Origin of the sequence: Algoriphagus zhangzhouensis (genome assembly GCF_900148515.1) — a bacterium.
Lineage (GTDB): Bacteria > Bacteroidota > Bacteroidia > Cytophagales > Cyclobacteriaceae > Algoriphagus > Algoriphagus zhangzhouensis.
The window spans coordinates 270177-282465 of sequence record NZ_FRXN01000002.1 but is presented as its reverse complement, the minus strand read 5'-3'; the positions used below and the strand labels follow the sequence as shown (position 1 = coordinate 282465).

The 12289-nt window shown below is 41.4% G+C and carries 10 protein-coding genes; 6 read left to right on the top strand and 4 right to left on the bottom strand.

Annotated elements, in window-relative coordinates:
- The first annotated feature begins 31 nt into the window (after positions 1-31).
- The 6 genes from BUF13_RS07195 to BUF13_RS07170 all read left to right on the top strand — a co-directional run bounded on the left by BUF13_RS07195 (position 32) and on the right by BUF13_RS07170 (position 6334).
- Positions 32-694, top strand: a complete 663-nt coding sequence (locus BUF13_RS07195; protein WP_073571705.1) for a DUF4290 domain-containing protein — start codon at positions 32-34, stop codon at positions 692-694.
- Entirely contained in the window at positions 694-1998 is a 1305-nt protein-coding gene (gene murA / locus BUF13_RS07190) for a UDP-N-acetylglucosamine 1-carboxyvinyltransferase (protein ID WP_073571103.1), read from the top strand. Before BUF13_RS07195 ends, murA begins: the two co-directional genes overlap by 1 nt.
- 19 nt (positions 1999-2017) lie before the next feature.
- Positions 2018-3022: a glycosyltransferase family 61 protein gene (locus BUF13_RS07185; RefSeq protein ID WP_073571102.1), complete on the top strand. Its 1005-nt coding sequence runs from the start codon at positions 2018-2020 to the stop codon at positions 3020-3022.
- Positions 3023-3125: 103 nt separating this feature from the next.
- Positions 3126-4844 (top strand): IlvD/Edd family dehydratase, encoded by a 1719-nt coding sequence (locus tag BUF13_RS07180; protein WP_073571101.1) that lies wholly within the window; start codon positions 3126-3128, stop codon positions 4842-4844.
- 12 nt (positions 4845-4856) lie between these two features.
- Entirely contained in the window at positions 4857-5618 is a 762-nt protein-coding gene (locus tag BUF13_RS07175; protein WP_073571100.1) for an SDR family NAD(P)-dependent oxidoreductase, read from the top strand.
- A gap of 74 nt (positions 5619-5692) precedes the next feature.
- Entirely contained in the window at positions 5693-6334 is a 642-nt protein-coding gene (locus BUF13_RS07170) for a hypothetical protein (RefSeq protein WP_073571099.1), read from the top strand.
- A 43-nt stretch (positions 6335-6377) separates the two neighbouring features.
- On the opposite strand, the gene BUF13_RS07165 is transcribed toward BUF13_RS07170, so the two are convergent.
- The 4 genes from BUF13_RS07165 to BUF13_RS07150 are packed head-to-tail and all read right to left on the bottom strand — an operon-like array spanning position 6378 to position 12257.
- Complete coding sequence (locus BUF13_RS07165) at positions 6378-6608, bottom strand: acyl carrier protein (RefSeq protein ID WP_073571098.1); 231 nt, start codon at positions 6606-6608, stop codon at positions 6378-6380.
- A 47-nt stretch (positions 6609-6655) separates the two neighbouring features.
- A complete protein-coding gene (locus tag BUF13_RS07160; RefSeq protein WP_073571097.1) occupies positions 6656-9814 on the bottom strand; it encodes an efflux RND transporter permease subunit in 3159 nt (1052 codons plus the stop codon).
- Between the two features lie 2 nt (positions 9815-9816).
- Positions 9817-10869, bottom strand: a complete 1053-nt coding sequence (locus BUF13_RS07155; RefSeq protein WP_073571096.1) for an efflux RND transporter periplasmic adaptor subunit — start codon at positions 10867-10869, stop codon at positions 9817-9819.
- Between the two features lie 17 nt (positions 10870-10886).
- Positions 10887-12257, bottom strand: coding sequence for a TolC family protein (locus BUF13_RS07150; RefSeq protein ID WP_073571095.1), 1371 nt, complete (start codon positions 12255-12257; stop codon positions 10887-10889).
- Positions 12258-12289: the final 32 nt, after the last annotated feature.

Here is a 12289-nt window from a genome sequence, read left to right as displayed (position 1 = left end):
ACCTTTTATCAGGCAAAAAATGGGAGGGATAATGGAGCAATTAAACAGGAAAAACACAAACATTTTGAAAGAATACGGAAAGAATATTCAAGGCCTAGTCGAATACGTCTGTGGCATTGAAGACCGTGCCAAAAGAACGGCAAGTGCCCAGACGGTCATTGATATTATCAAGCAGTTGAATCCAGCTCTTAAGCAGGAAAATGATCAGAAGCTTTGGGATGATTTGTATATCATGTCAGATTTCAAATTGGATGTGGATGGCCCTTTTCCAATGCCAGAGAAGGAATTATTGGGTAAAAAGCCACTACCTGTTGGATATCCAAGAGGCGAAGTTCGCTTCAAACATTATGGAAGAAACATCGAGAAACTGATCGAGAAAGCGATTGAAATCGAAAATGATGAAGAGCAGGAAGCTGCGATCATCTACATCGGTCAGCTGATGAGAAGTTTCCACTCCACTTGGAATCGCGACAATTTCGATGATGCGATTATCTTGGATGACATCAAAACTCTCTCAAAAGGAAAGCTTCACATCGATTTGGAAAAAGTAAAAGAAAACGGACTTTTTGAATCCAATACACGAAGAGATTTCAAAGTTCCTTCTGCGACTGAGCACTCTTCGAATGGAAGGAACAAGAGAGGAAACAATAATAATAGACGCAGAAACGGCGGACATAAAAAACGTAGAAATTAATGGCATCATTTCGAGTAAGAGGAGGAAATCAACTCAAGGGCGAAATCATTCCTCAAGGTGCAAAAAATGAAGCCCTTCAGATTCTTTGCGCAGTTTTACTTACCTCTGAAAAGGTAACAATTCATAAAATTCCTAACATCCGTGACGTCAATAAGCTTATTGAGCTTTTGGGCGATATGGGTGTCAAAGTCACCAAATTGGGTCCTGAGTCATATAGTTTTCAGGCTGATGAAGTCAATTTGGACTATTTGGAAACAGAAGACTTTTTGGTCAAGGCCTCATCATTAAGAGGGTCAGTTATGATTTTGGGACCACTTTTGGCAAGATTTGGAACGGGAAAACTTTCCAAGCCAGGTGGTGATAAAATCGGCCGTAGAAGAATGGATACCCACTTTTTCGGATTCCAGAAATTGGGTGCCAAATTCAGATATGATGCTGAAAATGAGATTTTCCATATTGATGGAAAAAATCTGAAAGGTACTTACATGCTTTTGGATGAGGCTTCTGTCACCGGTACAGCCAATATCGTGATGGCAGCTGTCATGGCAGAAGGCAAGACTACCATTTACAATGCGGCTTGCGAACCTTACCTTCAGCAGCTTTGTGATATGCTCAACCGAATGGGGGCAAAAATCACCGGAGTTGGGTCCAATTTGTTGAATATTGAAGGGGTAGATAAGTTAGGTGGAACTGAGCATAAAATGCTTCCTGATATGATCGAAATCGGATCATTTATCGGATTAGCTGCCATGACTCAGTCTGAAATCACCATCAAAGATTGTCAAATCCACCGTTTGGGAATTATTCCTGAGACATTCAAAAGAATGGGGATCCAATTGGAATTCCGTGGGGATGATATTTTCATACCTGCTCAGAAGCATTACGAAATCGAAACCTTTATCGACGGTTCAATCCTGACAGTGGCGGATCAAATTTGGCCAGGTTTTACACCAGATTTGCTTTCCATCGTATTGGTGACGGCAACACAGGCGAAGGGAACCGTTTTGGTACATCAGAAGATGTTTGAATCCAGATTGTTCTTCGTTGATAAACTGATCGATATGGGAGCACAGATTATCCTTTGCGATCCACATAGAGCTACTGTGATTGGTTTGGATAGAAAATATCCACTGAAAGGTATCAGAATGACTTCTCCTGACATTCGTGCAGGTGTGGCACTTTTGATTGCAGCTCTTTCAGCAAATGGAACTTCGATCATCGATAATATCGAGCAGATCGACAGAGGTTATCAAAATATTGATCAAAGACTAAATGCCCTTGGTGCAGATATAGAGCGTTTGTAAAAACTTATAATTTTTTAAGATGAGTCCAGAAGAATTTGTGGAAGAAGTTCGGGTAGAAAGGAAGTTCCCGGAGAATATGCCTCAGGAGGACAAAGCCCTTTTTCAAGGATCTTTAAAAGCTCAATTTACCAAGTTACCAGAATGGGTCCTGGAGGATGTTTTCATTCTTCAGGATACCGTTTTTTCTCCAAAAGAGCTTAAGTTTTTTGCTGAACACACTCATGTAAAGGGTTTGGGGGCTATGCCTTTGGGGAAAAGAATTCTGAACTGTGCAGTCAAAAAATGGAGGACAATAGACCATGGGATCTGGATCAAAGATGAATGGAGTGCCAATTACTTTCATTGGATGACCGACTGCTTGCCAAGAATCTGGACTGGCTTGGAGAAAGGCGTTTCTGATCAGGTGATTTTGCACCAGTCTTATCAGATGCTTCCATTTGTACAGCAAACTTTGAAATTGATTGGAGTCAAGCCAGTTTTCTATTCTTCAAATGAAAATCTGAGAGTCAAAAAAATGGTTTTGACCTCTCGTACTGCTGTTTTTCCACATTTTAATATTCCTTGGACTTTAAAGACTAGAGAAAAACTGGCTAAGCTAAATGGGAAAGAGCCTTCCAAAAAGGTTTATGTCAGTAGAAATCTGGCCCCAAAAAGAAAGGTTCTCAACGAATTAGAGGTAGAATTACTTTTGAGGAAAAGAGGCTTTGAAATTGTCTATGCCGAAAATCTGAGTGTCAAAAAACAGATTGAATTGATGGCTCAAACCAAATTGTTTGTCTCTCTTCATGGCGCTGCTTTAAGCAATATGCTTTTTATGCATCCAGGCCAATCAGTGGTTGAGTTTCGAAATTTTGGAGATGATAAAAACCAATGCTATTTCAATTTAGCGAATGCACTTGGACTGAAATACTATTATACTCTGAATGAGGGTACGGAGAAAAACACCATGCTGGCGGACTTTACTGTCGACTTGAAAGCCCTGGAATCGGTTTTAGATTCCATAGAAGCCAAAGACTCAGAATAAGCTGATTTTTATTTGTCTAGCGAGAGGTCGACCTTATAGAAAATAAGGTCTGATTCTGTCTATTTTTTTATATCTTCTGGAAATTTTCTCAACCAATAAACCCATGTCTAAGAAAAAACTCAGAAGTCAGGAATGGTACGGTCGTACCGGAAAAGACGGCTTTATTTATAGGTCCTGGATGAAAAATCAGGGACTTCCCCATCATCTTTTTGAAGGAGAAAAACCTGTGATTGGAATATGCAATACTTGGTCAGAATTCACTCCCTGCAATGCACATTTTAAAGAACTAGCGGAATCCTTGAAGCAAGGGATTTGGGAGGCTGGAGGATTTCCTTTAGAATTCCCGGTAATGTCCTTGGGTGAATGTTCCATCAAGCCAACGGCAATGCTTTTTAGAAATTTGGCATCCATGGATGTGGAGGAAAGTATTCGTGCGAACCCGATGGACGGAGTGGTCTTGATGTGTGGTTGTGATAAAACTACCCCTTCTTTGGTGATGGGAGCTGCCTCAGTTGATTTACCAACCATGGTGATTTCCGGAGGACCAATGCTTGTTGGTCGATTTAAGGGAAGAAAAATAGGGACTTCAGATATTTGGAGGCTGGCGGAGGATTTCAAAATGGGGAGGATTTCTCAGGAAGAAATGATTGAAGCGGAAGCAGCGATGTCCCGTTCGCGAGGAAGTTGTGCACCGATGGGAACTGCCTCAACGATGGCGGCCATGGTGGAATCATTGGGACTTTCATTGCCTGACAATGCAACAATCCCCGCTGCAGATTCCCGAAGAAAGGTTTTAGCCCATATGACCGGAATCCGCATTGTGGAAATGGTGAAGGAGGACATGAAGATGAGCAAAATCCTGACCCGAAAGGCTTTTGAAAATTCCATTATGGTCAATGCGGCCTTGGGTGGTTCTACCAATTTCATTTTGCATTTGACTGCGATTGCTAAAAGGATTGGTGTGGAAATAGATTTGACGGACTTTGATCATTTTTCTGCCAAAATCCCATTGATAGCGAATGTTCAGCCATCTGGAGAATATTGGGTGGAAGACTTGTTTTATGCCGGAGGACTTCCTGCAGTCATGAGAGAAATAGAATCAGCACTTCATCGGGATGAGATTACTGCCAATGGGAAGACGATTGGTGAAAATATTTCCAAAGCAGAGTGCTACGATCGGGAGTTGATCGGGACAATGGAAAAGCCGATCAAACCAGATTCTGGAATCGCAGTGTTGAAAGGGAATTTGTGTCCAAGTGGAGCTGTGATCAAACCCTCTGCGGCGACTCCGGGTCTTCTGACACATACTGGAAAAGCTGTAGTATTTGAAACTATAGATGACTTCAAGGCTAAAGTGGACGACCCGAACTTGGATGTGGATGAAAACTCGGTTTTAGTCCTCAAAAATGTAGGTCCGAAAGGCTATCCGGGAATGCCGGAAGTCGGTAATATGACTTTGCCTAAGAAGATATTGGAGAAAGGAATCAAGGATATGGTTCGTATCTCTGATGGAAGGATGAGTGGGACTGGTTTTGGAACAGTTGTCTTGCACGTTTCTCCAGAGTCTGCTATTGGAGGTCCTTTGGCTTTGGTACAGGATGGAGATATGATTGAGCTGAATGTACCGAACCGAACCTTGAACTTATTGATCTCTGACGAGGAATTTGAAAAGAGAAAAGCAGCATTCAAACCTTTGGAATTGCCTTACGACAGAGGCTATGTCAATTTATTTTTGGATCGGGTAAATCAGGCCCATGATGGGGTAGATTTTGATTTCCTTCAGGGAAGTTCTGGGTCCGAAGTGAAAAGAGATTCTCACTAAAAAAATCAGAAAATGAAAACTCCTAAAGTAGCAATTGTAACTGGTGCTGGACAGGGAATTGGGTTGGAGATAGCGAGAAAACTTCTTTCTCAGGGCTCTCATGTGATTCTGAATGATCTTGAAAAAGGCTTGACAGAAAATGCAGTAGCCAGTTTGAGTCGAGAGGGAAAAGGGAAGGTTCTGGGATATTCAGGAGATTCTGCAAGCCAGGTTGTGGTTCAGGGGATGATTGATTTAGCAACTCATGAATTTGGCACTTTGGATCAAGTGGTAGCAAATGCAGGTATTACGCTTTTTGGAAGCTTTTTGGATTACTCCGCTGAGGATTTTCAGGAAGTGATGCGAGTAAACCTTTTAGGAACATTCTTGTTGACTCAAGGAGCTGCTCGTGTGATGAAAAATCAACAGAATGGTGGAGCCATAGTCTTGACTTCTTCGGTTACAGGTCATCAGAGTCATGAAAACTTAGCCGCTTATGGAATGAGTAAGGCGGCTATAGAAATGCTTGCAAAGAATCTGGTCTTGGAATTAGGACCATTTGGTATCCGAGTCAATACAGTTGCTCCTGGAGCGACTTTGACAGAAAGAACTACTTCAGACCCTGATTATGCGCGAACTTGGTCTAATTTGACTCCTTTGGGACGTCCGGCCAGTACCGTGGATATTGCTGAAGCGGCAGCTTTTCTACTTTCTGATGTAGCTAGGCATATTACCGGTCAAACATTGATTGTAGATGGTGGCTGGACCTCGGTCAGTCCTTCTCCTTATGTCTGACTGTTTTTGATGAGGGAATTGAATCCCATAAAAACAATCACTAGATTGAATAAACTTAACAAAATCAATACTTTATGAAGAAGTTCTTTTTGATTGCCCTTCCTGTTGCGCTTCTTTTTTCCTGTGAGCAAAAGGAGACTTTACCAGATACATTTCCAATGAAAGTTGCGAAAGCATATGGGTTTGAAAATTTGGATGAAGTTAGTTCCATTTCCTACTCTTGGAATGTACAGCGAGATTCCGTGAATGTTTTCACCCGAAACTGGACCTGGAATATCAAGGAAAATACGGTGGATTATGCAGGTCAGGATACTTCCTATTCTTACAGTTTGGCAGCGGATTCACTACCGCCTGCTGACAAAGGATTTATCAATGACAAATACTGGGCAATGATGCCCTTCCAATTGGCTTGGGACACTGGCTATACATTTGAAACCACAGAGAATGTGTCTTCGCCGATTCATGGAACAAATACCACCAAACTGACGATCGTCTATGGTTCTGGAGATGGTTATACACCGGGTGATGCTTATGATTTGTATGTAGATGAAAATTACAAGTTGAGAGAGTGGGTATTCAGAAGAGGAAATGGTGCAGAGGGTAGACCGACTACTTGGGAAAATGAGCAAAAAGTAGGTCCATTGACTTTTATAACAGAGCATAGAAATGCCGAAGGGAATCGTACCCTCTGGATTTCTGATATCGAGGTAAAATAAATATCAAAAAAAAGAGTCCCGAAACTTCGGGACTCTTTTCCAATCAACTTATCAACAACTCTATCACTTGTGCAGGAGCTTTTATTCCTGCGACTTTTTCATCTTCCAGTTCTTTGCTGAGTTCATACTCCAGGTCAAAAATCAACCCGTTTACAAAGATTTTATCCATTTTGAGATCGCCTTCGAATGAGGCGAATTTTCGCTTTCCAGTAAGGTCAATTCCATATTGATGGAAGACCTTGGAGATTTTGCGGAGGTTGGAATAGTTTTTCATAAGAATATATGATTATCCTCCCGAATCTAATCGGGAGGGATTTGTTTTTAAACGTATGCCGCTGCTTCAGACTCAAATTCCTCAACTGGAGTGTCATCCAATGGGATTTCTTTTTTCTCAGACTTGCCGATTTTCGCCAAGAATCTATCGAATAAATAGTAAATCACCGGTACCACGACTAGGGTTAGGAACATAGAGGAAAGAAGTCCTCCGATAATTACCCAAGCCAAACCGTTTTTCCATTCAGCACCTGCTCCACCTGCCAAGGCAATTGGAAGCATACCGATAACCATCGCCAGGGTAGTCATCAAAATAGGTCTAAATCGGATTTTCACAGCTTTTTCAAGAGCTTGTTTTACTTCAACTCCAGCTGCCTTCAACTGGTTGGTAAAGTCGACCAATAGGATCGCATTCTTCGCTACCAATCCCATCAACATGATCAGACCCATGATGGAGAAGATACTCAAGGTACTTTTCGTCAAAGCCAAGGCAAGTAAGGATCCGATTAATGCCATTGGAAGAGAGAACATCACTACCAAAGGATAGACATAGGAGTCATATAATGCTACCATGATCAGATAGATCAAGATGATGGAAGCGATCAAAGCAATTCCCAAGCTTCCGAAACCTTCGCTCTGGTTTTTCATATCACCATCATAAGCGATCTGAACCTGTGGAGGAAGTTGCATCTGGTCTATTTGTGCTGTCAATTGAGCGCCAACTGTACCGGATGGAACACCAGCCACCTGAGAGGTGACTTTCACAGAACCTACACGGTCTCTTCTTTCCAATTTGGTTGGTCCTTCAGATTGCGTTACTTGAGCGAATTGATCCAGCTTGATCAATTGACCTTTGCTGTTCAGGAAGGTGATGTTTTGAACATCAGCGATACTTCTTCTGTCGAACTCATTCAATCTGACTTGGATGTCATACTCGTAATCGCCGTCAGTATATTTAGAATTGTCATTTCCATTGAATGCAACTTGAAGTGTACCTCCAACTTGATCCATAGAAAGTCCCAATTCATTCATTTTGTATCGATCTACTTCGACTTTGATCTCAGGGTTACCTGCTTCTAAAGAACTTTCGATTTTTCTCGTTCCTCGAATGTCGGCCAAGATTCCCATGATTTTCTCGGCAGTCACTTGTACGGAATCTCTATCCGGGCCTGATACAATTACCTGAATAGGGGCATCATTGGCAGTACCCATGATTGAGATTGGTACGGCGGTATATTCAGCGCCTGTGATATGCTCCTCAAGGTAGTTTTCTACATTTCTTGCATAGTCAGGACTGGACATGGATCTAAATTCTTTAGATACCAATTTCACGTTGATTTCAGCTGTATAAGGAGAGGATTGAGATCCTGTAAACTGTCCACTGGCAACACCTACTTTGGTAAATACCTCGGTCACTTCAGGAAGAGTTCTTAAGTAATCCTCGATCTCCTGAGTTTTATAATTGGTTTGTTCCAAAGTGGCATCCTTAGGAAGTTCCAATCTTAGGATAAACTCTCCTCTATCACCCTGAGACACGAATTCACTACCAATCCATCCACCACCAATTAAGAAGAAAGAACCGATGAAAAGGATAAATGTGATACCCATCAAGGCGATTTTGTGAGCAAAACCCCATCTCAACAAGCCAACCAACCAGTCAACGAATCCGTCAAGCATAGCCTCAAATCCATAAACAATTCTTCCGAAGAATGAGTCTTTACTCAAATGTTCCAATTTGGAGAATCTGGAAGTCAACAATGGAATCAAAGTAAATGCTACTAACAAACTGAACAGGGTAGCGACTGCAACCGTGATACTGAATTGCTTGATGATACCAGATATCAAACCTCCAGTCAATGCCAATGGCACGAATACCACAATAATTACCAAAGTAATGGAAACTACTGTTGAACCGATCTCACGGATACCATCATAGGATGCCTGTGCGATGCTTTTGCCCATTTCCAAGTGTCGGTAGATGTTTTCGATAACAACAATCGCATCATCCACTAGAATACCGACTACCAAAGAGAGAGCTAGCAAGGACATCAAGTTCAGGGTAAATCCTGCCAGAAACATTACCGTAAATGTGGCAATGATGGATGCTGGTACAGCAACCATTACAATTATCGCATTTCGGATACTATGAAGGAAAAGCAACATGATCAAAGCAACCAATACGATCGCGATTACTAAGTCTTTGATTACATCATTAGCAGCCTCCAAAGTAAACTCAGATGAGTTTTGGGAGATTTGGAAGGAAAGGCCTTCTTTGGCATAAGTTTCTTCCAAAATGTGCAATTCATGCTCAATGATTTCAGAAACTTCTACTGCATTGGCATCGGATTGCTTTTGAATAGTCAAACCAATCGCATCACTGTTATTCAATCTGGTTAGGATTTCTTCGTCTTTGAAATCATCCTGAACTTCAGCTACTTCTTTCAATTGGATTGGAGACTCATCTTGACGGTATGCGATCACCAAATTTTCCAGGTCAGAAACTGCATTGAATTTTCCTGCCAGACGGATCAAAACCTGTCCGTCGCTGTCTTTCAATCTACCTGTAGGGAAATCAAGGTTACTTGCATTGATTTTTTGGGCAACTAGGATAGGAGAGATACCATATGCCTCCAACTTATTTCTATCCAAATTCACTTTAATTTCACGCTCGGTACCTCCCAACATGTTCACTTGGGCAACTCCTCCGATTTTAGCTATAGAAGGTTGGATTTTGTTTTTTACCAAATCATAGAATCCAGCAGGATCCAAGTTGGAGTATACAGCCATCTCCATGATAGGCATGTCGTCCAAGTCAAATTTTCCCAAGCTCGGCGGATCGGCATCATCGGGCAAATCACCAAGGATAGCATTGATTTTTCTCTGTGCATCCTGCATAGAGATATCTACATCCGTTCCTGCTGCCAACTCAATGGTGATGATGGAAACACTCTCCTGAGAGATGGAATTCATGGATTTGATACCTTCCAAGGAGGCTACAGCATCCTCGATTTTCTTAGTCACAGAGGTTTCTACTTCCGAAGGAGCAGCACCTGGATATACTGTGGAGATGGTGACGATATTGGTCTCCATCTTTGGGAGCAACTCGTAAGACAATTGCGTGTAGGAAAAGATCCCAAGCAATGTCAGTACGGTGAAAAGGACGACGACCATGGTCGACCTTTGTATGGATATTTTAGTAATATTCATGCTTATTGGACCTTGACTTTAGTACCTTCTTTTACATTGATCAATCCTGAAGCGATCACTTCATCGCCAGCTTTCAATCCATCCAAAACTTCCACAGATCCGTCATCCAAAGGATTGATGGTGATAGGTCTGTATACAGCCTGGCCATTTTGGATCAAATAAACACCCGGATTTTTCAAGCTTCCAACCACAGATTTTCTGTCGATTTTCAATACTTGACCTGTTTGTGCAAATTGGAATTCGGCAGTTCCGAACATGCCCGGCTTGATTTGATCTTGGTTTTTGCTATTCATCAAAAGAATCACTTCATACTTGAAAGAGCCATCTGCTTTGTTGGATATGAAATCTACTTTTCCTGAGAATTCTTCACCACGGATCGCATTGACAGAAACTGGAATTACATCACCCACTTTCACTTTGGAGATTTCATTTTCAGTCACATTTATTGTCAATTTCAATGGGCTAGTATTGATGATGTCGGCGATTGGCATTCCCGGACTTACCAAAGTTCCCATTTCATAGTAGTCTTCATTGATGAAGCCGGAGATTGGAGCTTTAATCTGGGTATCATCCAGTCTTTTCTGCAAGGCTGAGAATTGAGCATCCGCGATTTTGAATCCGTTTTGGATTTCTTCCAATTGCTTTTTGGTAATAGCGTCAGTGCTTGCTAGGTTTTCAAATCTTTTCAAGTCTTTTTCCGCTTGATCTCTTTGAAGCTTTGCGATAGTATATTCTGATCTGATCAATCTGTCATCCACCTGCACGATTACGTCGCCTCTTTTGACATAGCTTCCTTTTTTCTTCAAGATTTTCACAATTGAACCGGAAGTCTCTGACATCAATTTCAGCTCTTGATTCGGCTCAAAAATCCCATTTGCCTCAAAGTTTCTGTTGACTGCTTTTTCAGCCACTTTTTCGGTAGTTACAGAGATATATTCACTCGTCTTCATAGCCAGATTGGCCTCTTCGTTGAGCTCTTGTTTGTTGTTATAAAGTGTAAAAGCTATGGCTCCGACACCTAAAAGCATAAATGCTGCGATAAGTAACTTTTTCATAATGGTAGGTTTAGCTTTTATAGCGTAAGGTTTTTGATTTTTCCTGATGAATTAAGAATGTCCAGCTGGGCAATTCTCACTTGAATGATTTGATTGTTGTAGTTGCTTTGGGCTTGTCTTTCAGTAGATTCTGCATCCAAAAGATCCGTCAATGGACTCAAGGCTTCTTTGTAAAGCAATTCAGTTTCTCTCAAGACATCCTTTGCTAAGGCCAAGTTTTCCTCTAAAGAATTCAAGGTGCTTAAGGAGTTGTAATACTTGTTTAGGGCACTTTGGTATTCCAAATTAGCAGCGTCTTCTGCTTGGATTCTATCCAATTGAAGCTGTTGTGCTTTGACTTTGGATTGGGCCGCTTTATTTCTTGTTTGTAGACCATCGAAAATCGGAATCTCCAATTTCAAACCGATCAGGAATCCTTGATACCAGCTTTTGTTGGTGCTTAAGAAATCAAATTGCTGGGAAAATGCATTTTTGTTGAAATCTGCGAATCCGAATAGCTGAGGCTGGTTTTCTGCTTTGATATTCTTGTATTCGTATTCATACAATTGCTCCTGAACTCCTAGGATTTGCATGTCTTTTCTGTCAGCAACATTGAATCCTGAAATCTGGAAGTTCTTCACCACAGTATTCATGTCAGCTACAGATCTGTCTAGATTGATCGGAGTATCAACTGGGATTCCCATCACCAATTTCAAATAACCTTCACGCTGATAAATACCGATGTCTAGGTTTTCCAATTCAGATCTTACCGAGGTAAGATTAACCGTTACTCGATTTAGATCTACTTTTCTGGCCAAGTCATTTTCGTATTGCGCCTTCAATATTTTCTCCAAGCCTTCCAATTGATCAATAGTAGCCAATAAGTTTTCACGCTGAAGGTGAAGCTGGATAGTTGACAGGTAGTTCATTGCGATCTCATGGATCACACTTTCCTCTGACTGTTGAGCCAAAAGTCTGTAGAATTCCTCTCCAGTTTTGGCAGCTTTCAATCCGATCAGATAGGAGTTGCTATAGATCAATTGGTTCAATTGAAAGCCTGCCTTCAAGGATTGAGGCACACCAAATGCAATTACATTGATGTCTTCAGGATCTCCACCAAAGAAACCCCCACCAGGAATTGCCTGAGGATAAACATCTATGAAATTGTTGTAGTTACCGTAGGCCGATAGTTGAGGAAGACCAGCTCCACGGATTTCGTTTCGCTGGTATTTTGCCTTGTCTTCGTCTAATAGAGCCTTTTGATAGTTTCTATTGTTTTCCAATCCTATCTGTATGCTTTCCTTGAAAGTCAATGTATCCGGAAGAGAAAAAACAGCCTCCTGAGTCTGGCCTGCCAAAAATCCCGGAAAAAGGATTGCTAGTGAGTAAATCAGATACTTTTTTAACATTGTGGTAAATGGTAGTTGATTTTGTTAAATAT

Excerpts from the sequence above, each read along its gene's own strand:
- BUF13_RS07150 (WP_073571095.1), bottom strand. The coding sequence starts at position 12,257 with ATGTTAAAAAAGTATCTGATTTACTCACTAGCAATCCTTTTTCCGGGA.
- BUF13_RS07175 (WP_073571100.1), top strand. The coding sequence starts at position 4,857 with ATGAAAACTCCTAAAGTAGCAATTGTAACTGGTGCTGGACAGGGAATT.
- BUF13_RS07170 (WP_073571099.1), top strand. The coding sequence starts at position 5,693 with ATGAAGAAGTTCTTTTTGATTGCCCTTCCTGTTGCGCTTCTTTTTTCC.
- BUF13_RS07165 (WP_073571098.1), bottom strand. The coding sequence starts at position 6,608 with ATGAAAAACTATTCCAACCTCCGCAAAATCTCCAAGGTCTTCCATCAA.
- BUF13_RS07155 (WP_073571096.1), bottom strand. The coding sequence starts at position 10,869 with ATGAAAAAGTTACTTATCGCAGCATTTATGCTTTTAGGTGTCGGAGCC.
- BUF13_RS07185 (WP_073571102.1), top strand. The coding sequence starts at position 2,018 with ATGAGTCCAGAAGAATTTGTGGAAGAAGTTCGGGTAGAAAGGAAGTTC.
- murA (WP_073571103.1), top strand. The coding sequence starts at position 694 with ATGGCATCATTTCGAGTAAGAGGAGGAAATCAACTCAAGGGCGAAATC.
- BUF13_RS07160 (WP_073571097.1), bottom strand. The coding sequence starts at position 9,814 with ATGAATATTACTAAAATATCCATACAAAGGTCGACCATGGTCGTCGTC.
- BUF13_RS07195 (WP_073571705.1), top strand. The coding sequence starts at position 32 with ATGGAGCAATTAAACAGGAAAAACACAAACATTTTGAAAGAATACGGA.
- BUF13_RS07180 (WP_073571101.1), top strand. The coding sequence starts at position 3,126 with ATGTCTAAGAAAAAACTCAGAAGTCAGGAATGGTACGGTCGTACCGGA.